Source organism: Aedoeadaptatus nemausensis, from assembly GCF_903819165.1.
Classification (GTDB): Bacteria; Bacillota; Clostridia; order Tissierellales; family Peptoniphilaceae; genus Aedoeadaptatus; species Aedoeadaptatus nemausensis.
In genome coordinates, this window is record NZ_CAIJCS010000014.1 from 74,040 (window position 1) to 100,692 (window position 26,653).

Genomic DNA, 26,653 nt, shown 5'->3' on the forward strand with positions numbered 1-26,653 from the left:
CATTATGGCTAAGAGTTTTATTGTATTCGGTATCGGGCGACTGGGTTCCACTGTCGCCAAGGAATTATATGCTATGCACAACGATGTGTTGGCAGTGGATGTAAATGTAGAAAAGGTTAAAAGTATTTCTGAAGATGTCACCACCGCCATTCAAGCTGATATTATGGACAGCGACGTGTTGGAAGATTTAGGACTCGGCAATTTCGACTGTGCGGTCATCGCCATCGGCAGCAGCTTGGAATCGGCGATTATGGCCACTATCGCCTGTGTGGAAGCGGGCGTTCCCACGATTATCGCCAAGGCGCCGACCAAACGTTATGGCTCGATTCTGAAGCGCTTGGGTGCTCATAAAATCATTTATCCCGAGGTGGATATGGGTGTGCGCCTGGCAAAGAGCTTGTCAGATAACGGAATTTCCGATTACTTTGAAATCTCCAAGAATTACGGCATCATCGAATATGAGGTAGCCGAGGACTGGGAAGGGAAGACTGTAAGACTTTTGGACTTCAGGGAGCATTTTCACGTAAATGTTATCGCCATCAGGCGTAATGAAAATTTGATCGTCCATAATATTGCCGATGAAGTTTTACGTACAGGCGACGCGATTATTTTCTTTGGAAGCGACGAAGATTTAAGAGAGATTCAAAAGGAACATAGGATTGAAAAGAATTGATTCGGAAAAAAATGAACGATTCAAAAACTGGAAAAAATTAAAAGACAAGAAATATCGCGGGCGTTTCGGTGAAATATTAGTGGAAGGTTCTGTCGTCATCGAAGAGATTTATAGGGAAGGCTATGTGAAGGAGATCTTGATCGACGAGAAGAAACTTCACCTATCCGAGAATTACCAAACAATGGATGTACCGGTTACGGTGTTAAACCACGCTTTGTTCGAAGAATTGGTGTCTACCGAAACCAGCCAGGGTGCCATTGCTGTATGTCGCCACTTTTTAAAAGATTTGAAAGAATTTCCCACTACCGGAAAATTCCTCTACACCGACGGCATTCAGGATCCTGGAAATTTAGGAGGCATGATTCGCTCGGCGGAAGCTTTTCATTTCGACGGCATTTTACTGGGAAAGGGAACAGTGGATCCGGGGAATGATAAATGTGTGCGCTCCTCCATGGCCTCGGCTTTTCGCGTGCCTATTGCTAAAATAACGGATGACGAGCTCAAAAAATTACATGAGAAAATGCCTTTTTACGCCCTGGATATCCGTGGACAAATTATGAAGAGCGATTTAACTACAGAAGATGACCTGGTGCTTATGGTAGGGAATGAGGCGCGAGGTCTTAGAGAAGAAACCTTAGAGCTTGTAAATTACAAGTTGCGTATACCCATGAAAGAAACCATCGATTCGTTAAATGCAAATGTGGCGACGTCTATTGCCATGTTTATGATAGGGGGAAGAAAATGAAAAATATAGTACAGCCTTCGACGCTGCCGGGATTTATGGAACTGCTCCCGAAAGACCAACTGGTCTTTAATCAAATGAAGGATATTATCCGAAATAATTATGAGAAACACGGCTTTTTACCCATCGACACGCCGGTTTTGGAAAAGCAGGAAGTACTTCTCGCAAAAGGGGGAGGGGAGACGGAAAAGCAAATTTACGCCTTCCAAAAAGGTAGCACCGATATCGCCATGCGTTTCGACCTGACGGTTCCTTTGGCACGCTACGTTTCTCAACATTACAGCGACTTAAGTTTTCCTTTCCGTCGGTACCACATCGGAAAGGTTTACCGTGGGGAAAGAGCTCAAAAAGGTCGCTTCAGAGAGTTTTATCAATGTGATATCGATATTATCGGAAACGACAAGCTTTCCATTATTAACGACGGCGAAATTCCTTCCATCATCGAAAGTACCTTTATGGATTTAGGTTTCGACGAATTCACGATTCATATTAACAATCGCCGTATTTTAAACGGCTTTTACCGTGCCCTGGGCATCGACGACACGACCGATGTCTTACGAGTGGTGGATAAATTAGATAAGATCGGAATCGACAGCGTGAAAGAAGAACTTGAAAAGCTCGGTCTTTCCCAAGACAGCATCGAAAAAATCGCCGAATTTATCGCCATCGACGGCACTACCGAAGAAATATTCGATCAGCTGGATAAGCTGCAAGTTGAGGACGAAGACTATAAAAAAGGCGTCGAAGAATTAAAAGAAGTCTTTGAAATAGCTTCCGCTCTCGGCGTTAAAAGCGAGCACATGATCCCCGATATGAAGATCGCCAGAGGACTCGACTATTATACAGGTACGGTTTACGAAACCATTTTAGATAATTATCCCTCCATCGGTTCAGTGTGCAGCGGCGGTCGCTACGACGATCTCGCGAGCCATTACACAAAGCAAAAGCTCCCCGGTGTCGGCATTTCCATCGGCCTTTCGCGTCTCTACTATCAGTTGAACGAGGCGGGATTATTAAAATCCTACGATCAAAAGGGCACTGATTGTTTGATCATCCCCTTTGACGAAACGAAAATCGAGGGCTTAAAGCTTTTAAAAACATTGCGCGATGAGGGTATTTCCTGTCAGCTCTACGGAGAAAGCGGAAAGATCGGAAAGAAATTTAAATACGCCGATCACATGGACGTTCCCTACGCCATTGTCCTCGGTCAGTCGGAAGTGGAAGGGGGCAAGCCTAAACTTCGCAATATGAAAACAGGGGAAGAAGAAAGCTTAACGATTGATGAGATTCTATCTGTACTAAAGAAATAATCATAAAAAAATTTGTAAACAGATTGAAAAATGAATTTCTTTCTGCTATACTACCTTTCAAGTATGAAGGGACGAGTACGCAAGCCATCAGCGAAAGAGGACGGTGTGAGCTCTTAATTTTGCGGAAAACCAACCCCGACTTCTGCCTTAATCGGCAGCGCACAGCAGGCGTTATCTGTTTTGAGAAGTAATAAAGGTGGAACCACGGTACCGATCGTCCTTTTTGGACGGTCGGTTTTTTTATTGAGGTGAATCATGTTTAAATTAACTCTACCCGATGGAAGCATTCGAGAATATGAAGAAAAGAAATCTGTAAAAGAATTAATCGCCGATATTTCGGAAGGCTTGGAAAGAGCAAGTGTCGGCGCTGTCTTTAATGACGTTATTTTAGGTAAACACGATGTAATTGACGAAGACGGTACTTTTAAAGTCGTCAAATTTGAAGATCCGGAAGGTAAGCAAATTTTCTGGCACTCTTCCGCTCACTTAATGGCCTATGCCATTAAAAGACTTTATCCGACAGCGAAATTTGCCATCGGCCCTTCTATCGAAAACGGTTTTTATTACGACATCGATTTAGACGAGCAATTAAGCCCGGACGATCTCGAACATATCGAAAAAGAGATGAAGGCTATCGTTAAAGAAGCCCCGGTATTCGAAAAAGAAGTGGTATCGAAAGAAAAAGCGGAAGCTATTTTCAAAGATGAACCGTATAAAATCGAATTAATCGAGGATCTCCCGGCAGATGAGGAAATCTCGATCTATAGACTGGGTGACTTCGTCGATCTTTGTCGCGGACCCCATCTCGAAAATATTAAAGACATTAAAGCCGTTAAGTTGACTTCTATTGCCGGTGCTTATTGGAGAGGCGACGAGAAGAATAAAATGCTTCAACGGATTTACGGTATTTCCTTTACCAAGAAAAAAGAACTTGATGAATATCTCGAACGCTTGGAAGAAGCCAAACGTCGCGATCACCGTAAGATCGGTAAAGAACTGGATCTTTTCAGCTTCCGCGAAGAGGGCCCGGGTTTCCCCTTCTTCCATCCCAACGGCATGATCGTGCGCAACGAACTGGAAACGTTCTGGCGCGATCTTCAAATTGAAAAAGGTTATGGGGAAATTAAAACGCCCATTATCTTAAATGAAGCTCTATGGCATCGTTCCGGTCACTGGGATCACTATCGAGACAATATGTACTTTACTAAAATTGACGGCGAAGATTACGCCATCAAGCCCATGAACTGCCCGGGATCTATTTTGGTTTACGAACAAACCATGCACTCTTATCGCGATTTCCCGCTAAAACTTATGGAATTCGGTCAAGTGCACCGTCACGAACTTTCCGGCGCTCTACACGGTCTTTTCCGCGTTCGTACTTTTACACAAGACGACGCCCATATCTTTATGTTGCCCGATCAAATTCAAGAAGAAGTTATCAAGCTTATTGACCTTGCCGATGAACTTTACAATACTTTCGGATTTGAATATACGGTAGAATTATCCACACGTCCGGAAGACAGCATGGGTACTGACGAACAATGGAATACGGCAATTGATGCTTTAAGAAAAGCCCTCGAAAGCAAAAATATGGATTACGAAATCAACGAAGGCGACGGTGCTTTCTACGGCCCGAAAATCGACTTCCACTTGCGCGACGCCATTGGTAGAACTTGGCAATGCGGTACCATCCAGCTCGACTTCCAAATGCCGGAACGTTTCGAACTCACTTATGTAGATGAAGACGGGGAAAAGAAACAACCGGTTATGAGTCACCGTGCGCTCATGGGCTCCATGGAACGCTTCTTCGGTATTTTAGTCGAACACTTTGCCGGTAAATTCCCCTTGTGGCTCGCACCGGTACAAGTTAAGGTTCTTCCCATCAGTGAAAAATTCCAAGACTATGCAGTGAAAGTCACCGAGGAATTAAAGGCGAAGGGCATTCGTACAGAATTCGACGAACGTAACGAAAAAATCGGAAAGAAAATTCGCGACGCCCAATTAAATCGCATCAACTATATGGTGATCGTCGGCGAAAAAGAAGAAAATGACGACGTCATCTCCGTTCGTAATCGCGACGGCGAAGAGCGTTCTGCTCTTAAGCTCGACGATTTCGTAGTCGAATTAAAAGAAGAAATCGCAAGCAAGAAAATTGACTAAGATTTATGCCATCGGCGATTCTTATGTAGCGGGCTACGGCGTCAGGCCCGGTTCCTCGTGGGTCGATACACTGGAGCAGAAGCTTCAAATGCCCATCGTGAATTTAGGCATAAACGGCGGGTGGATTACCGAACTGCAAGAAGAAAGGATTCCCCTCGAAGAAGGAGATTACCTGCTCGTCTTAGGCGGTTGCAATGATCTTTTAGGAGACCGCAGTGCGAAGGATGTGGAAAGAGCTTATGAACATTTCCGTGAGACAGCTCGCCAATCGAAGGCGCGAGTGTTGATCCTTCTGCCGCCCATGCCGAGCATTACCTCCGACGATTTGTTCGTCGGTATGGCCATGATCGAATCGTTGAAGAATAAGCTGTTGGAGCTTTATGAGATAAGTGAAGGATTTTCTCTCGAGAATATCATTCAGGGGGATGACGCGCGATTTATCGACGGCATTCATTTGGACGAAAAGGGCCATGAGCTTATTGCCGATGCAGTATTTAAAGAAATATCGAATTTATAAACAGAGGCTCGTTTCGGCGAGTCTCTTTTCTTGTTTGTAAAAAATGTGAAAATGCCGCGGAGTCGTCGACACCGGGGTTAGGCGATGGTACAATACTCATAGAGGTGATCACGTGAATTTTGATTTTTTACCTTTTGGGAAAAAGAACATTCCCGACAGAAATGACGAATTAAAACCTATTTTTAAAGATACATTTGCCCGCCTGAAACGAGGCGAGGTTTCTAAAAAAGAACAGGCGGCGCTGGCCGCTCTTCTCTTGGCCGCCACATGCGGCGTCGGCTACGGTGCTTTTATCCATGCGCCTCTCGCTGAGCAGGAAGCCTTAAAGGCCGCAATGAAAACGTCGGTAGCTCACGCTCAGGAAGCGACCGATGAACCGGTTCAAAATGCAAAGCCTCTCCTTAAAGAAACGGATGTTGAAAAGGCGATCGAGGACGATATTGCATCGGATCCTAATGTTGCCGTTGCCAACGAGGAGGTTGCCGGCGGAGGGGGAAGCGAAGGCAATTTAAATCTCGTAATCGAACATAACGGTCCCGCCGAAACCTTGACACAATACCTGGAAACTTTGGAATCCCTACCATACAAAGTTGTGATCGATTCTGTTTCTTACAGCAAAGATCCGTCAAATATGGAATCTACGACGATTCGCTTGTCCATTCCATATGAGATCGTAAACAACAGTCTGGAATCTAAGGAATTTGAAACATCCTCGCCGTCGACTCCTTCAGCTCCGGCTCAAACACCTGAAACTACAGCGACGCCGACGACGGGAAGCGGCTCTTCTTCGACGAGCTCATCCTCGACTTCGAGTAGTTGGACACCGTCTTCTTCGACGAGAAGCTCTTCTTCTTATACAAGAACACCTTCCACTACTGTTCGCCCTTCGGCGAGCTCGAGTTCGAGTACATCCAAAAACTCCGGTACATCCTCGACGCAAAAGTCCGAAGCCAAGAAACCGGCGAGCCCTGCTAAAAAGGCTCAAGTGAAGCCCCAATCGGAAAAACCGCCCATGATCTCGGAAACGACTTATCTGGCGCCGCCCATTACCCGCTATTCCGTAATGGATGCTATCTTGACTGTAACAGGCGACGGCACTTTCGAGACATCTCTCGATACCGACAGCACTGAAGACATGGCTAAAGAAAACCGTGTCGGTAATTTAGCCTTCTCAACGCCCGAGTTAGAAGAGGGAGGACAAGCTGTTAAGCGCGAAATCTTCCTCGATACGGGAGGATTCTATTTACCGAAAAACGGTTATGAATTTTCCATTGACATCGTTCCCGATTCGAGTGTGGGCGGTGAATTCAGTCTTCTCCTCTCGGATCTGGATGGACACACGAAAGAAGTGTTGCCCATACGTAAGGCAGAGGTGGATAATGGTTTTACGCGTCTGTTCTTCCCCTTAAACGGCATGGATGGTACGGTGCGTGCCGTACAAATGCGTTACAAGTTCCAAGATCCCGGTGGAGTATCGGTCAATATTCCCATGAAAAATGTTCAAGTTTTATCTCGTGAAAAATAAAAAACAGGCCATGACATTGGTCGAAGTGCTTACCGTCGTCGCAATATTAGCCATGACGGTAACCATAGCGACCCTTGGCCTTCATGGCGTTCGGCAATTTAAGGCTGAGCGCCAATTACATATGATGGCGGGAGAACTTAGCGATTTAAGAAGAAGAGCAATGGTGGAGCGAGAGGAAACGGTCATGTCCTTTATGAGGGATGGCTATAGTCAAAAGACGAGGAAGGGTTCGAATGTTTCGACAGCCTACGAAAAAAATCTTGTCTTTGTCAAGAGCCGTACTTCAGATGGAAGCGACAGATTAAGTTTTTCCCCTTCCGGAAGGCCCTCCAACAGCGGAACGATATATTTTGAAATAGGGAGAAAATCCTATGGCTTAATACTTTCTCCTGTAAACAGTCGGGTTCGAGTGGAGAAGTTTCATGAATAATAAAAGTTTTAGTTTGATCGAGGTTATTTTGAGTCTCGCTATTGTGGCTTTATTGGTCGTTATGCTGAGCGCAGCTTTAGGCGGGAGCGCACTTCAATTTGGTCGCTTAAATCGCAACAGGAATATTATGAGCGAAGCGGAAGATATGATGGAAGCGGCCGTGGCCTATGAAATCCTTGAGACAAAAGATTGTCGCGTGAAAATAGAGGATTACAGTGATGGATTGGAGCAGGTGGAGGTCTTTCATGGACAGACGGGAAAACTTCTTTTTTGGGGTCTTCGGCCGAAAAAAAGCATTTACACTCCTTGAATTAATACTTGCTTTAGCCATCGGTTCAGTTTTAATAGCTGTTTTGGGAAGTATTTTGCTGACATCGCTCAATACATCTTCAGGGCTAAGCCGTAAGATGACGAGAACCAATGATGAATATTTCGCTTTACAGTCCATGATCGATGAGATTCATGGTGCCGATGAGATCTACTTTATTGAGGACAAGTATTTGCAATTTTACGTGAGAGAAAAAGGACAGAACGGACATAAAGTCGTAAGTTATACTCTGCAGGACGATACTCTTTCCCGGTACGGCGACTATTATCGTCTAAAGTACTGTAGGGAAAAGATAAGAAAACGCCCGGGCGTCAGAAATATTATTCTGGATGAGGTTCAAGATCTACATTTTCGGCAGCAGGGAGATCTTTTAAACATCAGCTTAAAACGGGACGGTATAGAGTATTCTCGTTCTTTATCTTTGCGAGGCGGCTATGAGTAAGCGTTCGGGTTCGGTTTCGTTAATGGCCGTCATGATTTTTTCCGTTTTGGCCCTATTGTCACTCTATTTATTTTCTCGGATTGAAACCCAATCGTTGACGACGAAAGCTATGGGCGACAGTGCTCAAAGCGGCTATTATGCAGAATCACTTACATACTTAGCATGGCGCAATCTAAATGAGGAAAAACTCACATCCATATTAGTAGCATCTACTCAAGAGCTGCCTCGCCCAAGTTACGGAGAGGTTACCGCTCAATCTGTGGAGTTAGAACGTATTGAAGAAGAAGGGAAGTATTCCACTTTCACCCTTTCGACTCGCGTAAAATATAAGGGAATTTCTTCCATGGCGCAATTAAACGGAGAACTCGTGGATCCCGTTTTCTTTGTAGAAAACGGCCACTTAGATTTTAGAGATGATGGCTTTCATAAAATCGTATCGCCATGGATCGAATCTCTGGAAAAAGATCTATCCTATAAAATAGGGCGGAACGATGACATATGGAGTGCGCAAAACGGTGATTATATCGAATATTCAAACAGGCGATATCGCTTGATTCGTGAAGATAAAGAGATAGGAAGCTTTACATCGAGTTTCCCCGTTCGAGGATCCATAAGGGGTACCCTTCTTTTAAAATCTCCCGTTGCACTGAAGGGACTCGTCCTCGTAGGTGAAGATGCGGTTATAAAAGGTGATCTGCAGATTAAAGGTGTGTGTATTTTAAAGCCGGGTTGTCGCATCGAGGGGCGCCTATTGTGTGACGGCATTGTTTTAGGTGACAAACCGGAAGGAGTTTCGGTAGCTTTTAATCCAAGACAAGTTGAAAGCATTCTCCGTGAGTTTCCGAAATTTATAAAGGTTCACGATCTTCATATGAAAAAGACTTATGAGCAATAGCTCTTAAGTTGTAGGATTTTTTTCAATTTGATATAATATGTTAGCAGTACAAAGAAGGAGGATTATATGATCTCAGCTGGTGATTTTAGAAAAGGTGTAACTTTTGAAATGGACGGCGATGTTTATCAAGTCGTCGATTTTCAACACGTAAAGCCCGGTAAAGGTGCGGCGTTTGTTCGTGCTAAAATTCGCTCCGTATTAAATGGCGGTGCGAAAGAAACAACATTCAACCCTTCGGAAAAATTTGAAAATGCGGTTATCGAAACTAAGCAAATGCAGTACTTATATTCCGATGGCGAGCTTTACTACTTTATGGACAACGAAACATACGAACAAATTCCCATTGAAAAGGCATTTGTCGAAGAAGCGTTGAACTTTATGCGGGAAAACGACATGGCGACGATTCAAATCTATCAAAACAAGCCTATTAATGTTACTCCCGAAAACTTCGTAGAGCTCGAAGTTACGGAAACCGAACCCGGAGTCAAAGGCGACACCACATCCGGCGCGACGAAACCTGCGACGGTTGAGACCGGATTCACACTCCTTGTACCGCTATTTGTCGATCGCGGAGATACTATCCGCATCGATACGCGCAGTGGCGAGTATATGTCCAGAGTTTAGCTAAGGAGGCTGCCATGAAAAATATTTTACAAAGAATTGCGTACGTCCAAGGATTAGCCGACGGCTTGGGATTAGAAGAAAATTCCAAAGAAGGCCAAATTCTCTTGGAACTTGTCGATGTTGTGGCTGAACTTACAGAAGTCATCGATGAGAAATTTGAAGACCTTGAAGATTATGTCGATGTAGTAGAAGAAGATTTAGCCGAACTCGAAGATTACGTCTACGACGATGAAGGGTATGATGATTTCGACGAATTCGATCTCGATGATTACGATCTTTTTGATGATTACAACGATCCGACCGAAATCGATGTAGAATATGAAGGCGCCGAACCTTTTATGGATGAAAGTGATTTAAGCGAATAATCAAAACCGCCTGCGGGCGGTTTTTTTATGCTTACTTTTGTATCCGGTATATGTTTATAAATGTTTTTTCTGGCTGATCGTGATTCTAAATGAAATGATATGACAAAATAGGTTTTTATATTGTAAAATCATCTTCAATATTATATATTGATAAGGAATACACGAAGGAGGCATTATGAATCTCGGACGGGTCGGCGAAGAATTGGCTGTACGCTTTTTGAAAGAGCGAGGGCATGACATTCTGGAACAAAATTTTCGATTTGCTCATGGTGAAATCGATATCATAAGCTTTTACAAAGGCGTTTTGATTTTTACGGAAGTCAAGACCCGTAGAAGTGAGCGTTATGGGCGGCCCATGGAGGCGGTGGACAGCTTTAAGCGTCGGCAGATTTATACGACGGCGGAATATTTCCTTTCCACTCAATCCATTCGCTATCATTCGACCCGCTTTGATGTGATCGAAGTGTTTATCGGCGAGCAATCCATGATTCATTACATAAAAAATGCTTTTAACGGGAACGATTTGGAGGCGTGAGATGTATGCAAGAGTAAAAACATGCAGCCTGGAGGGACTTGAGGGTTTTGTCGTCGAGGTAGAATGCGATTTGGGGCGCGGACTGCCACGCTTTTTAATGGTGGGACTACCCGATGCACAAATTCGTGAATCCGGCGAACGCGTACACTCCGCCATTAAAAACATTGGCATGCCCTATCCGCAACAAAAGATAACGGTCAATTTGGCACCTGCCAATCGCCGCAAGGACGGTTCCCAAATGGACCTTGCCATCGCCATTTCCGTGCTATCAGCTCAAGGTCTTTGCGATCCTGAATTGATTGAAGAATACATATTTTTAGGCGAATTACAGTTAAACGGCGAAGTTTCCGGCATACGTGGGGCCCTACCCATGGTGGCCTCTCTTCGCGAGTTGGGGTTCAAGAAATTCATCGTTCCCAAGGAAAATGAAAGAGAAACTGCCGTTATTGAAGATGTGTCCATTTACCCTGCGACGAATTTACGAGAAGTAGTGGACCAGTTAAATGGCGGAGAAAGTATATCTCCTGCAAAGGTGCCGGAGCCCGACGAGGGGAAACGGCTTTATTCCCTGGACTTTTCAGATATTAAAGGACAAAGCGGCTTAAAACGGGCCATGGAGGTGGCGGCGGCAGGAGGACACAATCTCTTAATGATCGGGCCGCCGGGAAGCGGAAAGAGCATGAGCGCCAAAAGGCTTCCTACGATTTTACCGCGCATGGCATTTGATGAGGCGGTAGAAGTAACAAAGATCTATTCGGTTTCCGGTGAACTTACATCAAGTGGCTTAATGACTGAAAGGCCCTTTCGTGCGCCGCACCATACGGCGTCGGGTGTATCTTTAATCGGCGGTGGCCGCATACCTAAACCCGGCGAAATATCCTTAGCTCATCGCGGCGTTTTGTTCCTCGATGAACTCCCCGAATTCCAAAGTAAAGTGCTCGAAGTTTTACGACAACCGATGGAAGATGGAGCCATCCACATTTCAAGGGCGCAGGCCAGGTTAAAATTCCCTGCAGATTTCCAACTGGTGGCCAGTATGAACCCGTGTCCCTGTGGATACTACCAGGATCCTCATCACGAGTGCAGTTGCAGTATGCAGCAGATTAAAAAATATTTAGGGAAAATTTCCCATCCTCTCTTGGATCGCATCGATTTACAGGTGGAAGTAAAGCCTGTAAGTTATGACGATATGAAGACGATGGATAAGGGAGAAACCTCGGAAGTGGTGCGGAATCGTGTCGAACGAGCGAGAATCCTTCAATCGGAGCGATTTAAGGGAACTGGCATTCGTACCAATGCGGATATTCCCGAAAACTTAATCGAACAGTACTGCAAATTGAAAGAATCGTCGCAGAAGTTGTTAGATATGGCGTATAAAAAATATAAATTCAGCGGAAGATCTATTCATAAAATTTTAAAGGTGGCCCGTACGGTGGCGGATCTTCGTGGCGGTGAAGAGATCAGCGACGAAGATGTTTTGGAGGCCATTCGTTATAAAACCGTGGAGGGAAAATATTGGTCGGAATAAGTGATAATCTCAGAAAGCTTTTTATTCGACTGTCCCTCGCCGGGATGGCGAACGATGAACTACTTCAAGTCTACGGATTGCTTGCCGAAGACGATCAGCTTTCCTTTGACGACAGGATCGATTTCAGCAAGCTCGGTCCTTTAAAAGAGAAGGTAGAGCACTACCTTGATCAAGATATTCAAAGGCGTAAAGATTTTATCGAAAATCACTGCATTTACGTTTTGGTCGTCGGCGACGATTTTTATCCGGAGAAATTGGCCCTCACACCTAATCCGCCGGTGGTAATTTACGCCATAGGGAATATCGAGTTGATGGCTCGACCTGCACTTTCGGTGGTGGGTGCGAGAAAGCACACGCCTTACGGTTTAAAAATGTGCAAAAAATTCGTAGGTCCACTGGCAGAACGAGGCCTCGTCATTGTAAGCGGTCTGGCTCTAGGAATCGATAAATTGGCGCATATAGAGGCTTTAGATGCCGGAGGCGATACGATCGCCGTTTTAGGTAATGGCATTGGCGAATGCTATCCTAAAAGTAATAGAAGTGTTTACGAGCGCATTATACAAACGGGACTTGTATTAAGCGAGTACCCGCCCTTTACTCCGCCGAAGCCCTTTCGTTATCCCGAAAGAAACCGGATTATTTCTGCCCTCGGCGACGGTACTCTTGTAGTAGAGGCGAAGGAAAAGAGCGGCTCTCTTATTACTGCGCGTCTTTCGGCGGAATACGGCAAAGAAGTTTTGCCATATGCGGCAATTTGGATTCCATTTACAGCAGAGGATGTAATCGCTTGATTTTAGACGGTGCTCAAATGGTCTTAGATGTAGACGATATTGCCGATGATCCCGTATTCAATTTGAAGGAAGAGAAAAAATCTGTAGATTTATCTCAACTCTCTTTGGAAGAAAAAAGATTGTATGATAGTATAAAGAACGGCAATCAAACTGCCGAATCATTAATGGCCGATCTTGGCTGGGATATGACCGAGATATTGGCCCGTTTAACGATGTTGGAATTAAAGAATTTTATTACAGGTGTAGACAGTCAATGCATTGAACTGCTTTAAAGTTCTAGGAATAGAGGGATTTTTTTGGCAAGAAATTTAATTATTGTGGAGTCGCCGACGAAGGCGAAGACCATTCGTAAAATGGCGGGAAGCCATTATAAAGTAGTGGCGACTGTGGGCCATATTCGCGATCTACCGAAGTCGAAACTCGGGATCGATACGGAAAATAATTATGAGCCGAAGTATATTAATATTCGGGGTAAAGGGCCGGTTATAAAGGAATTAAAAAAAGAAGCGAAAAAAGCAAATAAGGTTTTGCTCGCAACGGACCCGGATAGGGAAGGGGAGGCCATCAGCTGGCACTTGACCCATATTTTAGATCTGGATCCGAAAAATGATGTGCGGATTTCTTTTAATGAGATTACGAAAGATGCCGTAAAAAACGGAATTAAAAATCCGCGGCCCATCGATATGGAGCTTGTCGACGCGCAACAGGCACGCCGTATTTTAGACCGACTTGTAGGTTATAAAATAAGCCCCTTATTATGGAAAAAAGTTAAATCGGGTTTAAGTGCCGGTCGCGTGCAATCTGTAGTTTTAAAGATTATTTGCGACAGAGAAGAGCAGATCAACGAATTTGAGCCTTCCGAATATTGGACGATTATGGCAAAACTGTTGAAGAATCGCAGACATTTAGAAGCGAAATATGCCGGTCGATTAGTCGGCGAGCGTTTGGAATCGGCGCCAATGGCGACGAAAGAGGATGCCGATACGGTTTTAAAGCGGATGGATAAGGAAAAGTTCACGGTTCACGACATCCAAAAGGGAACGCGAAAGCGGCGTACACTGGCGCCTTTTACCACCTCCACCATGCAACAGGAAGCCAATAAACGCCTGAACTTCTCTACGCGAAAGACTATGCAGGTGGCGCAGCGCCTTTACGAAGGGATCACCATTCCCGGAGAAGGTTCTGTCGGTTTAATCACTTATATGCGTACGGACTCGACCCGTATCTCCGATCAAGCCGTGGCCCGTACGAAATCCTATGTTTTGTCTACCTACGGAAAGGAATACTCTCAGCCTTCCACTTGGTCGAAGAAAAAGGATAATACTCAGGATGCTCACGAATGTATTCGTCCGGCCGATGTTATGCGGACGCCTTTCGAGCTGAAAGACAGTTTAGGAAAAGACGAGTACAAACTTTACCAATTGATCTGGTCTCGCTTTGTGGCTTCTCAAATGACGGCAGCGGAATATGCGACACAAAAGGTAAAATTACTCAGCAATGAAGAGCTATTCCAATTGAACGGAAACACCTTGGTATTCGACGGATTCCTTCGCGTGCTACCGTCGAAGGATCAAAAGGATAAAGAAATTCCGACTCTGGAAAAAGGCGAATCCCTAAAGGTAAAAGATATTATGCCGGAGCAACACTTCACGCAGCCTCCGGCTCGCTACAATGAAGCATCGCTGATTAAGCTTTTAGAAGAGCTCGGAATAGGACGGCCCAGTACTTACGCGCCGATTATCAATACGCTCCTCGCTCGATACTATGTAGTGATCGAGGAGAAGCGCTTTGTACCGACGGAACTGGGCGAGACAGTAAATAGCTTATTGACTGATTATTTTCCTATGTTTGTAGACGAAGAGTTTACGGCTAAAATGGAAAACAGCTTAGACTCCGTAGCCGACGGGGAGCTGGCCTGGCAAGAAGCGGTGGATCCCGTTTATAAGAAGCTGGTCGGCTATCTGGAGCAGGCTGAAAAAGAAATCGAGAAGGTAGAAATTCGCGACGAACCTACCGATGTGATCTGCGACAAATGCGGACGCAATATGGTAATAAAAATGGGTCGCTACGGCAAGTTTCTGGCCTGTCCGGGCTTTCCCGATTGCCGTAATACTAAGGCACTCGTAGAATCTATCGGCGTCAAATGCCCGAAATGTGAAAAGGGCGAGGTCGTCATTAAGCGAAGCAAAAAAGGTCGTAAATTTTTTGGATGCGATCAGTATCCCGATTGTGATTTCGTATCATGGGATCAACCTATTGAGGAGAAGTGTCCGAAATGCGGCGACGTGCTCACGATAAAACAAACTCGCAAGGGCAAACGCATTAAATGCCACAATATGGAATGTGATTATGTCAGATGGGAGAGCGGGGAGAATGAAGAAAAATGATGGTTTCAGTTTGGCTTCAAAATTTGATATCGAGTTTCTCGGCGAGAAAGACGGCATAGCTTATTTTCGTAGCGACGATTCTTCTGCCGAGATGCGCGATGATTTAACGGATGCCCTCGCTCAGGAGGTCGTTCTGGTCAAATCTACAGAAGGTAATCCGTTAGATTTCAAGGTGAACCGCTCAGAGTCTCCCCTCGATGCGGTCGCTTTAAGTGAGCAAATTTTAAGAGATGGTATTTTAAAGTGTTGTTCCGATGTGCATATCGAACCTGCCGACGACCATTGGCGGGTACGTATGCGCCGGAACGGCACTTTATTTTTATATGGTGAGTATGAAAATGAGCGGTACTCGGAGTTCATAACGCGCATTAAGCTTATGAGTCAAATGGACATAGGCGAGAGACGACGTCCTCAAGACGGGCGTTTTTCCATGACGCTGGACGGAAAGTATGTAGACGTTCGTGTGTCTTCTGTTCCCGTCAAGGGAAGAGAAAAGCTCGTTTTACGATTGCTCGATCGGGAAGGCCTGGACTATACACCGGAAGGTATCGGGTTAAAAGGAAAACAGCTGGAAGAAGTTCTAAAACTATTGCGCCAGCCTCTCGGTCTCGTCTTGATCTGCGGGCCTACGGGAAGCGGAAAGACTACCACACTGTACACTTTTTTGCAGCTTCTCAATAAGGTGGAACGAAACATCCTGACCATTGAAGATCCCGTAGAATACGCCATCGACGGGATTAATCAGATGCAGGTCAATCAAAAGGCGAATATTACTTTTACGACGGGCCTGGAATCTATGTTGCGTCAAGATCCGGAGGTCATGATGGTGGGCGAGATTCGTTCCAAAGAAACGGCGGAAATAGCCTTGCGCTCCTCTATTACCGGGCACTTAATTTTTTCGACTCTCCACACGACGGACTCCCCTTCCGCTATGATCCGACTGATGGACATGGGCGTCGAGCCTTACATGCTTTCTGCAGGGGTTATAGGCGTAATTTCTCAGCGGCTCGTACGTACACTATGTCCCGAATGTAAGAGAAAAGTAGAAACTCACGACGACTATTTTGATATAAAGGGAGAAACCTATAAGCCTATAGGTTGTTCTTATTGCGACAACGGTTACGTAGGTCGCGAGGCAATATTTGAAATCTTAACGCTTTCGGAAAGTTTACGCGCTCTTATTAAACCCGGTGTCACTCTTGATATGCTTCGCCGAGAAGCCGAAAAGGAGGGAATGGTCCCTTTAAAAGACTCCCTTCGCGAAAAAATAAAAGAGGGGACCATCAGTATGGATGAAGCATATCGAACTATAATGACTTTGTAGGTGTGCTATGAAATTTGTATATAAAGCAATCGACACTAAAGCCGTTCTCGTTACAGGCGAAGTTCAAGCCGAATCGTTAGAAAAAGCTGAGTTACAGCTTCGGCGAGAAGGTTTAAAAATTGTAAGTCTTCAATCGAAAAGGAGAGATTTTAGCTTAAACATTCAACGGCGTTTGCCGGCTGAGCAGCTTTCCATTTTATTTTCTCAAATGGGTCTAATGACTTTAGGCGGGATGGACATTGTGACGGTATTAAATTTAATCAAAAAAAGCTGCAAATCTTATGAGAAAAAAGTTATCGATGAGATGATAAACCATATGGAAGCCGGAAAGCTTTTATCGGAATCTGCTCAAATGGCAGGTGCCTTTCCGCCTTTTGTACCCGGCATGATAAAGAGCGGAGAATCGGCAGGAAGATTACCCACGGTCTTCGACGAACTCGCTGTGTATTTTAAGGAAGAGCATGCTATGAAACAAAAGATGCTCAATGCCCTGGCCTATCCCGTTATCTTAATGATTACATCGGTTATGGTCTTAAACATCGTACTTCAAACGGTTTTGCCCGTATTTACGGAAGTCTTTTCGAACGATCACGCGGAGCTGCCGGCGACGACGCGATTATTAATCCGGATATCCGAACATCTAAATCGCTTCGGTTTTTGGTATCTCGTATTTTTTTCATTCGTCATTTTGATGTTTATCTTTTTAAAAAATTACGGGAGGACTAAAAAGTCAGTGGAAAAAGCCCTCTATCATTTTCCACTCTTTAAACCTTTTTACAAAGATGCCTTCGAATTGCGCTTTCTCCGTACTATGAAAATGCAAATCGACAATGGAGTGGATATGCTGCAAATATTAGAAAACGGGGAAGCGTCGGAAAAGAACAGTTATAAAGGGGATCAACTGCAAAAGATGAAGAAGCATCTGATCCAGGGTGAGGAACTTTCACGTGCCATGGAGAAATCGAATTTGTTTAAGGAAGAAATCTGCAACTATATCTCTTTAGGTGAAGAATCTTCAACACTTTCAGATATGCTCGCCATTGCTATTCATATGGAGGACTATCATCAGAAAAATCGAGCGGAGCGAATCGCTGTCTACATAGAACCGGCACTCATACTATGTATGGCCCTTATCGTCGGCTTTATTATATTTTCCATCGCCATTCCCATGTTCGACATGGTCAATCACTTTTAGGAGGTTATGATGAAAAAGAAAGGCTTTACTCTCATTGAACTTATTATCGTTATTGCAATTCTCGCACTACTTATCGCCATTGCCATTCCGAAATACCAACGATCTAATTTAAGTGCTCAGGCTACTACGCACAATGCCAATGTACGCGTTATCAAAAATGCGGCTATTCTATATTCCGTCGATCATCCCGATGAAAATACTATTTCCATGGATGCGATCAAGCCTTATCTAGAATCTAAAAATCTGCCGAAACCTGCCAAGGCATTAAATAAAGATAGCTTTTCCGTTACCATCAGTGACGGTCAGGTCATCGTTACGCCCGGTCCCGTGAAAGTTTCAAATAATCAATTAGTTGAAGACAATAGCCAACAATGATTCTTGCTCTCTTAGCATTTTTTGTGGGAGCAAGTCTCAGTTCTTTCTTTAATGTGGTAATCGAAAGGCGAGAGAGGGGAGAGAGCTGGATATTTGGCCGTAGCCGCTGTGATCATTGCGGAAAGATTATCCCATGGTATTCACTTATCCCCGTAGCAGGTTATTTTCTTTCGAGTAAGACTTGTTCTTGCGGGGGTAAAATTTCTCCCCTTCATCCCCTAACGGAAACATTTGGTGGCTTAGTCGCCGTGTTCGTACTCCTGGTGATCACCAAAAGAGAAATCGACGGGTTCCTCTTTAGTGTTTTAATGGTATATTTCCTTTTTCTTTCCCTTGAAGACATTCAGTTTAAAGAAGTCTATACATCGGAGCTGGTTATTTCCGCCATTTTAATTTTGGTATATAGGTTTTTAGGAGAGCCACTCTATTTCTTAAGCGGGTTATTTATATTTTTCTTGCTCGGAGCGATCTATTTATTATTTTCGGAGGGATTCGGCGAAGGGGATCTTTATTTCGGATCTCTTTTAGCCCTCTTATTGCCCGGTGTTTGGATGAGTTATCTTTACTTTACCATCAGTTTTATTTTGGCAGCTGTAGTGGGGTTAAGCTTTAAATGGAGAGGCTATGACATAAGATCTGTGCCCATGTTTCCCTTTTTATTGACGGGTTTTTTAATTCTTTATCTTTTTTGAAGATAGACTCTCCCTATCATAAAATTTTCAAATCCATAGGTTATAATATAATCAGGAGGATGCGATGAAAATATTTAGTTCACAACCGACGGTCATCTATTTAGAAGATCGAGTGGGATATATATCTATAAACAAAAAGGGAAGCGAAGAGAATTCCCTCGTGTCTTTTGATATACCGAGCCATGTCCTCGTCGACGGGCATATCGAGGACAATAGCCAATTACATTATCTATTAAAACAAAATCTGGATTCTTTAAATGCATCAAAGAATCCTTGCTTATTTATCGTTAATACGAGCGACGCCGTGAACCGTGCCATGCACGTTCCCGCCATGAGCGACAAGGAGATTCGCTCCCTTATCGAGAACGAAAGCGACAATTTGTTTGTTCAGAATTTGGAAGAATATCGCCTAAGCTATCGCGATCTGGAAAATGGGGAGAATATTCACCATCTGCTGATCAGTATTTGTGCAGAAGATTTAATTGAAGATTATATTGAACTTACTAAGGGCCTCGGTTTAAAGATGAAAGGCCTTATTCCCTTCTCAACCTATCTCATTCAATACGCTCATCATTTAGGGGGTGGGCGGATCGGATTAATGGCAACAAACCACGACGGTTTTTACTATGCCAACGAGAACAGGTACTACGGAAGGACCGAATCCAATGAAGGCTTTTCAGATCTTATGGATCGATACGGTATCGAGTTTTCCGACTTGCTTCGTGGGTACGAAGGACAATATGATGAGCGTATTATCGATATGGATCGAGATACTTTTCGTAGAGAAATGGAATCCTCTTTTTACGACGCATTGACTCATATTGAAAACATAGGACATGACTTTGCCTTGGAAAATTATAAGCTTCTTACGGGATCCTTATCGGAGTCGGGGCTTTACGAAGACATTACGACCAATTCCGACTATGCATTGTTACCATTTAAGGACGTTTTTTCGCTTGTTCATGAGCAAACTGAAGAAATACAGATTTTTTCGAAAAAAGAAAGTGGACGTGGCTTTAATAAAAATTTTATTCTGCCATTGGTAGCCGTTTTAGCGGCATTCCTCATTCTAATCGGCTCCTTTATCTACGGCGAGAAGATTAAGCAGGAGAATAGGGAACTGATCGTTCAATCGACCCGGGAACAAGAGCAAGAGGAAATGGACGAGAATTCGTCTCCAAATGAGGGCACTCAAGTAGATCTCGCAGACCTAATTACTAAAGTCAAGAGCTCGGCGCCCGATAGCATTTCCGTTAATAACTTAGAGTATCAAGGGGAAATGTTAGCAATTTCCGGTGAAACCACCGATTCGGCAGCTATCGAAAGCTGGAAAAACGAATTGGAAGATGTCCTCGGAAAAACTGTAAATGAAGAGCCGACGGCCACCATAGGAGATACTATTTATTTCAAATTTACCGTGCCTCTCGCGGGAGATGTTTCTCACGACGATGAAAGCTCTGAGGGTATGGAGAACAGCATGGATACAAGCCACTATGAAAATAGTGAAGGTGAAGTTAATACTTCGGAAAGCTTATAGGAGTGAAAGATGAAACGATATGAAGAGGTAGGAAAACTTCCAAACGATGAACTCGACAAGCTCATTCTTTCAAAGATTAAAAATCGTCGACCGGAGGTGGTGGGCGGCTCGTCCATCGGAGAGGATACGGCAGTTTTAGACTTAGAGGGAGACTACGTCGTGTTGAGTAGCGACCCCATTACAGGTGCTGCCGATCATCTTGGAACCCTCGCCATTCATATAAGTGTCAATGATGTGTCTACTAAATCCGCCGACGCCGTTGGGGTTTTGCTTACCTTACTACTTCCCGTGAACACAACTTCCGGTGAAATAGAAAAGATTATGAGCGATGCTCAAAAAGCGGCGGAAGAAGTAGGCCTCGATATCGTCGGGGGCCACACTGAAATTACCGACGCCGTTACGAAACCCGTTATGGTTTCGACGGTTATCGGACGAGTGAATAAATCGCTTATGCCCGATGCAGGAGCCATACAACCGGGTTATGTTGTTGCCATGACGAAGTATGCCGGCTTAGAGGGTACTGCCATTCTTTGTAGCGATTTCGGAGACAAGCTGAAGGAGATAGGCGAAGAAATTCTCTCCGAAGGTCGCGAATTAGTTCATGATCTAAGTGTTCAGCGTGAAGGACAAATTGCGGCTAATTACCGAATCGGTTACATGCACGACGTAACGGAAGGCGGTATCGAGGGAGCCTTATGGGAAACATCGCAAGCCATCGGGAAGGGAATAGAAATTAATAAAAAAGACATTCCCCTCCATATAGCTACTAAAAAAATAGCAGAACAATTAGAAATTAACCCCTATCGCCTTATTTCATCGGGTTCCATGATCATCGTTTTGGACGAGCGAGACGTGGAGGATATGAAGCGTGAACTGGAAAAAGAAAATATTTTATTTACCGTTATAGGTAGGGTCGTTGAGTCGAAAGGGATGATTTTTGCCGATGAGGAAATTCCTATCGAAGCTCCCGGACCTGACGATTTATTTAAAGCCATCGCTCAATTACAATAAAATTACAAAATCCTACATTCGTTGACTTTATGAGGTGATCTCTTCATAATTAATAATGACAAAATGTTACATATTATGAGGAGGTTTTCTTGAAACGATTATTTAAAGCCTTTGCGCTCAGTATGGCCATGATGATGTCGTTATCGTCTTATGCCATGGCGAAAGGATCTAATGTTCAAATAAAAGTTAGAGGCTCGCGTAAAAATGTAGCGACAGCTAATGTAGAAGTAAACGGATTCAGTCTGAAAAGTTCCTATGCGCCCTACGTTGATGGAAATCGTACCTTTGTGCCGATTCGTGAATTAACGGAACTTATGGGTGCCGATGTAAAATGGGATCAAGGTACCAAATCGGTTCGCATCCGACTTAAAGACCAGGACGTGAAGCTGAAAATCAACAGCTCAGTCGTCTATGTAAATAATAAAAAAACGCAGATGGACAAGGCATCTACGCCGAGGCTCACGGAATATGTGCGACAAAACGGCGATTGCAAGACCATGGTTCCCCTTCGTTTTCTTTCGGAAAATTTGGGATTTGATGTACAGTGGAATAATGCAAAGCGAGTAGCCAGTATTTCAAATGGTGTAGTACAGGCTCCGAAAGAGCAAGTGAAGCCGATTGAAAAGCCGGCTCCACAGGCTAAAGAGGCACAGGAAAAGTCCAAACCTGCGCCTGTTGAAAAGCCTAAAGTCGCTACCGAAGAAAAGAGGACCGCTGCTGCGGAACTTCCTCGTCGCGCCGAAAAGCCGAAAAGCGGCAAGCCTACCGTGGTAATCGACGCAGGCCACGGCGGAAAAGACAGTGGTGCTGTCGGAGTCGACGGCACGAAAGAAAAGGAATTGGCCTTGGATACGGCAAAACGTGTTGAATCATTATTGACTCAACAAGGTTATCAAGTGATTATGACGCGCTCCAGAGACGAATACATTCAATTGGCAGAGCGTGCCAGAGTTGCCAATAATGCCAACGCGGATATCTTCTTAAGTATTCACTTTAACTCGGCCGGTAGCGATAAAGCGAAGGGCATTGAAGTACTCTACGCCTCTGAAAATAATGTAAGTCGTAAAAAGGAAGCGGGAGATCAGCGTCGACTGGCCAATGAAGTGCTTAAATACATTTTAAAAGAAACCGGACTGAATAATCGCGGAATTAAGAATCGCCCGGAACTTGCAGTCTTACGTTTAACGGATATGAATGCGGCACTTGTAGAAGGTGGCTTCATGTCTAATCCGGACGAAATGGATACGATCAAGACCGACGCCTATCTCGACAAGTTGGCGAGAGGTATCGTAAGTGGTATTGTAAGCTTCGATCAGAAATATCTTTAAGGAAGGCGGAAAGCCTTCCTTTTTTTAAGGAGTAAGTATGAAAATTATATTATCTACAGATAATGCCCATAAATTAAAAGAAATTGCAGAATTATTGGACGGAAAAGTGGAGCTATTGAGCAAGACGGAGGCTGGTTATGGCGATATTCATCCGGTAGAGGACGGAGATACCTTAGAAGCCAATGCTCTTATTAAAATTAAAGACATTCAATCAGGCGCTGAGGACTTTATTATCGGAGATGATACAGGTCTTTTTGTCCGTGCATTAAATGGTGAACCGGGTGTGTATTCCGCTCGCTATGCAGGAGCTGAGGGAAATGACGAGAAAAACAGAACAAAGCTATTAAAGGCACTGGAGGGGATCGAGGATCGTTCCGCCTATTTTAAAACAGTCATCGCCGTTAAACATGGAAATGAAACCTACACGGTGGAAGGCATTTGTTCGGGTCGAATTACAGAAGAAGAAAGAGGGGATGCAGGCTTTGGCTACGATCCGATCTTTGTTCCGAATGGCGAAGAAAAAACTTTTGCAGAAATGACCGATGACGAGAAGAACAAGATCAGCCACAGAGGCCGTGCTTTACAGGCTTTTATTAAATCTATTAATTTGGCATAAACCATTTGACAGAATCTTAAATCGATGTTAATATATATCCATCGTCAAAATTGTGGTGGGTATGGCCTAGTCGGTTAAGGCGCCAGATTGTGGTCCTGGAGACCGTGGGTTCGATTCCCACTATCCACCCCATAATCCTTTAAGGATTTAACTCGCTTCGGCGAGTTCTGCGGGAATGGCGGAATTGGCAGACGCGCTAGACTTAGGATCTAGTGTCTTTGACGTGGGGGTTCAAGTCCTCTTTCCCGCACCAATTATCATGCGATTTCGACGATAACGTATGGCAACGACACCTTCGAGAGAGGGTGTCGTTTTTTATTTTTAATTTCAATCGGGTTTTACTTAATAAAAGATTAATTAGGATGTATATATTTGGATACCATTATAAAAAAGTAGTATTTCAAGCATTTATCTTCTTTATTATGCTTTCTGTTGAAGAAAGTGTCCCGTTTATATTACAATGATGAAGATAGTGCACAGACTGTGCGTAAATTGATATAAAGGGGTTATTATGAGAATAGCATATGATTGTCAGGGTGGAGATAATGCACCTGAAGCGATAGTGCGAGGCGCATTAAAAGCTGCCGAGGAATTCAACTGCACGCCATTATTTTATGGGGATGCAGAAAATATAAAAAAGATTGAAGGTGTGGATCCGGACTGTGTGATCCACTGTAGCGAATCCATCGAAGGTGATGAAAGCCCGACCATGGCCATTCGCAAAAAGAAAGACAGTGCTATCGTTCGTTCCTTCTTCGATTTAAAAGAAGGCCGCGTCGACGGTGTCGTAAGTGCCGGCAGTACGGGTGCCTTACTCGCAGGCGGTATGTTTATCGTTAAACGGCAAGAAGGCGTGGAAAGAGCTGCTCTTCCTGTTATTTTAAATATAGGAACTCAAACGAAGTTATTATTAGATGTAGGCGCCAATATGGACGCTTCGCCGGAAGTACTATTAAGCTTTGCAAAAATGGGCATAGAGTATTTATCTAATGTGGAAGGAATTAAAGATCCTTCAGTGGGCCTACTGAACGTGGGAACGGAAAAGGGTAAAGGCAATCGCCAAGTGAAAGAAGCTTACGAACTTTTTGAAGAGGCCCTACCGAATTTTTATGGCAATGTGGAGGCGCGCGACGTCTTATTTCACGGTAGCGATGTTATTGTATGCGACGGTTTCGCCGGTAATGTCATGCTGAAAAGTATGGAGGGAGTTATCGGATACGTTCAGCACGGAATGAAAGCCGCTATATCGCGTGAAGATTGTACCCCCGAAATGCGAGCTTGGGTCGGGAATTTTGCTAAGGAAACACTCGGGGCTCTCGATTACAATCGTTATGGCGGTGTGCCCCTGCTAGGACTCGAAAAACCTGTATTTAAGGCCCACGGATCGTCCGACGAAGCTGCTGTTCTGTCGGCTACACGAGCGCTAATAAAAATGATCAAAGAGTAAGAGGAGGATAATCATGATTAAAGATAAAGTTTTAAATATTATTGCAGAGCAACTTAATATGGAGCCGGAAGATCTGGAACCTGAAATGGATTTTGTCGATGATTTAAACCAAGATTCCATCGAGCTCGTGGAGTTGATCATGAGTTTGGAAGATGAATTCGGCATCGAAGTGGACGAAGAAAAATTGGAACAGGTTCGTACTGTCGGCGATGTTCTTGATCTCGTAGAGGAATTGGATCTTTAGTGGATTTTGCTGTACTCGAAGAGAAAATAGGGATTGTCTTTAACGACAAATCTCTACTGGAGGCGGCTTTTACCCATAAAACCTATTCCAAGGAAAAGAATACGAGTTCTTACGAACGTTTGGAATTTTTAGGCGATAGTGTCTTAAACTTTATCGTAGGCGATTTTTTATTTCATCGCGGACAGTACGATGAGGGTGGGCTGACGAAGTATCGTGCCGCCTTTGTTCGAGAAAAGTCTTTAAAACGTGTAGCTCGCGACTTGAATCTGGAGGACTTCCTATTAATGGGAGAGGAACTTCGTCGAGATGAAAAGTATAATGTTCAAATCGACGATTTGTATGAATCTCTTGTAGCGGCGATTTATCTCGATAAAGGTTTTATGACAGCGAAAGGTTTTGTAGAAAGGACTCTTCTGCAATATGATGTTACAATCGACGACGATTACAAATCTCGGGCACAAGAAATCATGCAAAAAAGATATCGCGATAATGTCTTAAATTATAAGACCTATGAAATCAATCCTTCAGCTCTCGGAGATGAAGATCGATTTGAGGCGGAAGTATGGGTTTCTCATGAAAAATTGGCGACAGGCAGAGGACGCAATAAAAAGAGCGCCGAAAACAGCGCCGCAAGAGTACTGATAGAAAAGATAGACCATGGCGAAGTGTAATATTATTCCCATTTTTATTCCCTTTTCAGGTTGCCCTGTTAAGTGTATTTATTGCGATCAAAATCGTATTACCGGGACTACTACCTATAAAACCGGAGAAGATGTTCGAGAAGAAATTCTGGAGGGACTTAGCCGAACAGGAAGCAAGCCGGCGGAGTTGGCTTTCTACGGCGGTACCTTCACGATGCTGCCTTTGGAGCGTCAAGACGAGTTGCTGTCTCCTGTCCAAGACTTTATACGAAGCGGCGAAATTTCATCGATCCGCATGTCGACGCGGCCTGAAAAACTAACTGATGATGACATGATCCGTCTAAAGAGAGCGGGGGTAAAGATTATCGAGTTCGGCATTCAATCTATTGATAAAGAAGTGCTGGATCGATCCAGGCGCGGATTAGATTTAGAGATTATGGAAGAAGCGGTGTGCCTTACGAAAAATCACGGACTATCCATAGGGCTTCAGCAAATGATCGGCCTCCCTGCGGACTCTTTAGAAAGAGATTTGAAGACCGCGGAGTGGATTGCCAAGTACGCCGACTTCGTAAGAATTTATTCTACGGTAGTGTTTGAAAACACGGATCTTTATGATAATTATCTCGAGGGGAGCTACCGACCTCTCTCAATTGAAGAGGCTATTAACATTGCAGCGGATCTTTTGGATTTTTACGAACTTAAGAATATTCCCGTTATTCGCGTAGGTCTTCCGCAAATGGAGCGTGAAGATTACATCGCCGGACCTTATCATGATAATTTCAGGGAATTTGCCGAATCGAAACGGCGAACCGAGAAACTGATTGACGAGTATTCGTCGATCAAAGAAATCGTAGCCTCTTCGCGGGAAATTAATCGAATCATAGGCCCGAGGGGATACGGACGAAAACTTTTAGAAAACCGGTACGGTCCTATACGCTTCAAAGTTTACGAAGGCAAGATGGATGACGTACGGATAAAAGAAAGATGATGT

General features: G+C 44.1%; 29 protein-coding genes and 2 tRNA genes. All 31 read left to right on the forward strand.

The window, feature by feature from the left end:
- The first annotated feature begins 4 nt into the window (after positions 1-4).
- The 31 genes from PEPTYR26121_RS01540 (at position 5) to PEPTYR26121_RS01690 (ending at position 26,650) form a co-directional block, all read left to right on the forward strand.
- A complete protein-coding gene (locus PEPTYR26121_RS01540) occupies positions 5-673 on the forward strand; it encodes a potassium channel family protein (protein WP_180498528.1) in 669 nt (222 codons plus the stop codon).
- Positions 660-1,418 (forward strand): TrmH family RNA methyltransferase, encoded by a 759-nt coding sequence (locus tag PEPTYR26121_RS01545; RefSeq protein ID WP_180498530.1) that lies wholly within the window; start codon positions 660-662, stop codon positions 1,416-1,418. The genes PEPTYR26121_RS01540 and PEPTYR26121_RS01545 overlap by 14 nt, the downstream gene beginning before the upstream one ends.
- Entirely contained in the window at positions 1,415-2,725 is a 1,311-nt protein-coding gene (gene hisS, locus PEPTYR26121_RS01550; RefSeq protein WP_180498532.1) for a histidine--tRNA ligase, read from the forward strand. Before PEPTYR26121_RS01545 ends, hisS begins: the two co-directional genes overlap by 4 nt.
- Before the next feature lie 255 nt (positions 2,726-2,980).
- On the forward strand, positions 2,981-4,885 hold the full coding sequence (gene thrS / locus PEPTYR26121_RS01555) for a threonine--tRNA ligase (protein WP_180498534.1): 1,905 nt from the start codon (positions 2,981-2,983) through the stop codon (positions 4,883-4,885).
- A complete protein-coding gene (locus tag PEPTYR26121_RS01560) occupies positions 4,878-5,402 on the forward strand; it encodes an SGNH/GDSL hydrolase family protein (protein ID WP_180498536.1) in 525 nt (174 codons plus the stop codon). The genes thrS and PEPTYR26121_RS01560 overlap by 8 nt, the downstream gene beginning before the upstream one ends.
- A gap of 112 nt (positions 5,403-5,514) precedes the next feature.
- Positions 5,515-6,927: a hypothetical protein gene (locus PEPTYR26121_RS01565; protein ID WP_180498538.1), complete on the forward strand. Its 1,413-nt coding sequence runs from the start codon at positions 5,515-5,517 to the stop codon at positions 6,925-6,927.
- Positions 6,917-7,357, forward strand: a complete 441-nt coding sequence (locus tag PEPTYR26121_RS01570) for a prepilin-type N-terminal cleavage/methylation domain-containing protein (protein WP_180498540.1) — start codon at positions 6,917-6,919, stop codon at positions 7,355-7,357. The genes PEPTYR26121_RS01565 and PEPTYR26121_RS01570 overlap by 11 nt, the downstream gene beginning before the upstream one ends.
- Positions 7,350-7,667, forward strand: a complete 318-nt coding sequence (locus PEPTYR26121_RS01575; protein WP_180498542.1) for a type II secretion system protein — start codon at positions 7,350-7,352, stop codon at positions 7,665-7,667. The genes PEPTYR26121_RS01570 and PEPTYR26121_RS01575 overlap by 8 nt, the downstream gene beginning before the upstream one ends.
- The gene (locus PEPTYR26121_RS01580) at positions 7,603-8,127 is read left to right on the forward strand and encodes a prepilin-type N-terminal cleavage/methylation domain-containing protein (protein WP_180498544.1); all 525 of its coding nucleotides are present in this window, start codon (positions 7,603-7,605) and stop codon (positions 8,125-8,127) included. Before PEPTYR26121_RS01575 ends, PEPTYR26121_RS01580 begins: the two co-directional genes overlap by 65 nt.
- Positions 8,120-9,022: a hypothetical protein gene (locus PEPTYR26121_RS01585; RefSeq protein ID WP_180498546.1), complete on the forward strand. Its 903-nt coding sequence runs from the start codon at positions 8,120-8,122 to the stop codon at positions 9,020-9,022. The genes PEPTYR26121_RS01580 and PEPTYR26121_RS01585 overlap by 8 nt, the downstream gene beginning before the upstream one ends.
- 66 nt (positions 9,023-9,088) lie before the next feature.
- Positions 9,089-9,646, forward strand: coding sequence for an elongation factor P (gene efp / locus PEPTYR26121_RS01590; RefSeq protein WP_180498548.1), 558 nt, complete (start codon positions 9,089-9,091; stop codon positions 9,644-9,646).
- A 14-nt stretch (positions 9,647-9,660) separates the two neighbouring features.
- Entirely contained in the window at positions 9,661-10,011 is a 351-nt protein-coding gene (locus PEPTYR26121_RS01595; protein ID WP_180498550.1) for a CD1247 N-terminal domain-containing protein, read from the forward strand.
- A gap of 175 nt (positions 10,012-10,186) precedes the next feature.
- Entirely contained in the window at positions 10,187-10,546 is a 360-nt protein-coding gene (locus PEPTYR26121_RS01600; protein ID WP_180498552.1) for a YraN family protein, read from the forward strand.
- A 1-nt stretch (position 10,547) separates the two neighbouring features.
- The gene (locus PEPTYR26121_RS01605) at positions 10,548-12,074 is read left to right on the forward strand and encodes a YifB family Mg chelatase-like AAA ATPase (protein WP_180498554.1); all 1,527 of its coding nucleotides are present in this window, start codon (positions 10,548-10,550) and stop codon (positions 12,072-12,074) included.
- The gene (dprA, locus tag PEPTYR26121_RS01610) at positions 12,062-12,865 is read left to right on the forward strand and encodes a DNA-processing protein DprA (RefSeq protein ID WP_180498556.1); all 804 of its coding nucleotides are present in this window, start codon (positions 12,062-12,064) and stop codon (positions 12,863-12,865) included. Before PEPTYR26121_RS01605 ends, dprA begins: the two co-directional genes overlap by 13 nt.
- Positions 12,862-13,137 carry a DprA-like winged helix domain-containing protein gene (locus tag PEPTYR26121_RS01615; RefSeq protein WP_180498558.1) on the forward strand — a complete coding sequence of 92 codons (276 nt, stop codon included), beginning with the start codon at positions 12,862-12,864 and terminating at the stop codon, positions 13,135-13,137. Before dprA ends, PEPTYR26121_RS01615 begins: the two co-directional genes overlap by 4 nt.
- A gap of 24 nt (positions 13,138-13,161) precedes the next feature.
- Positions 13,162-15,252 (forward strand): type I DNA topoisomerase, encoded by a 2,091-nt coding sequence (gene topA, locus PEPTYR26121_RS01620; RefSeq protein WP_180498560.1) that lies wholly within the window; start codon positions 13,162-13,164, stop codon positions 15,250-15,252.
- On the forward strand, positions 15,239-16,576 hold the full coding sequence (locus tag PEPTYR26121_RS01625; protein WP_180498561.1) for a GspE/PulE family protein: 1,338 nt from the start codon (positions 15,239-15,241) through the stop codon (positions 16,574-16,576). The genes topA and PEPTYR26121_RS01625 overlap by 14 nt, the downstream gene beginning before the upstream one ends.
- Before the next feature lie 7 nt (positions 16,577-16,583).
- Positions 16,584-17,771, forward strand: coding sequence for a type II secretion system F family protein (locus PEPTYR26121_RS01630; RefSeq protein WP_180498563.1), 1,188 nt, complete (start codon positions 16,584-16,586; stop codon positions 17,769-17,771).
- 9 nt (positions 17,772-17,780) lie between these two features.
- Complete coding sequence (locus tag PEPTYR26121_RS01635) at positions 17,781-18,146, forward strand: prepilin-type N-terminal cleavage/methylation domain-containing protein (protein ID WP_343045205.1); 366 nt, start codon at positions 17,781-17,783, stop codon at positions 18,144-18,146.
- A complete protein-coding gene (locus PEPTYR26121_RS09265; RefSeq protein ID WP_425484705.1) occupies positions 18,143-18,838 on the forward strand; it encodes a prepilin peptidase in 696 nt (231 codons plus the stop codon). The genes PEPTYR26121_RS01635 and PEPTYR26121_RS09265 overlap by 4 nt, the downstream gene beginning before the upstream one ends.
- Before the next feature lie 64 nt (positions 18,839-18,902).
- Positions 18,903-20,375: a pilus assembly protein PilM gene (pilM, locus tag PEPTYR26121_RS01645; protein ID WP_180498569.1), complete on the forward strand. Its 1,473-nt coding sequence runs from the start codon at positions 18,903-18,905 to the stop codon at positions 20,373-20,375.
- 9 nt (positions 20,376-20,384) lie between these two features.
- The gene (locus PEPTYR26121_RS01650; RefSeq protein ID WP_180498571.1) at positions 20,385-21,386 is read left to right on the forward strand and encodes an AIR synthase family protein; all 1,002 of its coding nucleotides are present in this window, start codon (positions 20,385-20,387) and stop codon (positions 21,384-21,386) included.
- Positions 21,387-21,475: 89 nt separating this feature from the next.
- Positions 21,476-22,714: an N-acetylmuramoyl-L-alanine amidase gene (locus tag PEPTYR26121_RS01655; protein WP_180498572.1), complete on the forward strand. Its 1,239-nt coding sequence runs from the start codon at positions 21,476-21,478 to the stop codon at positions 22,712-22,714.
- Between the two features lie 37 nt (positions 22,715-22,751).
- Positions 22,752-23,330 (forward strand): RdgB/HAM1 family non-canonical purine NTP pyrophosphatase, encoded by a 579-nt coding sequence (gene rdgB / locus PEPTYR26121_RS01660; RefSeq protein WP_180498581.1) that lies wholly within the window; start codon positions 22,752-22,754, stop codon positions 23,328-23,330.
- A gap of 55 nt (positions 23,331-23,385) precedes the next feature.
- Positions 23,386-23,462: transfer RNA gene (locus PEPTYR26121_RS01665), tRNA-His, on the forward strand.
- A gap of 37 nt (positions 23,463-23,499) precedes the next feature.
- A tRNA-Leu gene (locus PEPTYR26121_RS01670) sits at positions 23,500-23,583 on the forward strand.
- A gap of 258 nt (positions 23,584-23,841) precedes the next feature.
- Positions 23,842-24,777 carry a phosphate acyltransferase PlsX gene (gene plsX / locus PEPTYR26121_RS01675; RefSeq protein ID WP_180498583.1) on the forward strand — a complete coding sequence of 312 codons (936 nt, stop codon included), beginning with the start codon at positions 23,842-23,844 and terminating at the stop codon, positions 24,775-24,777.
- A gap of 13 nt (positions 24,778-24,790) precedes the next feature.
- Positions 24,791-25,021 carry an acyl carrier protein gene (gene acpP, locus PEPTYR26121_RS01680; RefSeq protein ID WP_343045206.1) on the forward strand — a complete coding sequence of 77 codons (231 nt, stop codon included), beginning with the start codon at positions 24,791-24,793 and terminating at the stop codon, positions 25,019-25,021.
- Entirely contained in the window at positions 25,021-25,692 is a 672-nt protein-coding gene (gene rnc, locus PEPTYR26121_RS01685; protein ID WP_180498585.1) for a ribonuclease III, read from the forward strand. The genes acpP and rnc overlap by 1 nt, the downstream gene beginning before the upstream one ends.
- A complete protein-coding gene (locus PEPTYR26121_RS01690) occupies positions 25,679-26,650 on the forward strand; it encodes an elongator complex protein 3 (protein ID WP_180498587.1) in 972 nt (323 codons plus the stop codon). The genes rnc and PEPTYR26121_RS01690 overlap by 14 nt, the downstream gene beginning before the upstream one ends.
- Positions 26,651-26,653: the final 3 nt, after the last annotated feature.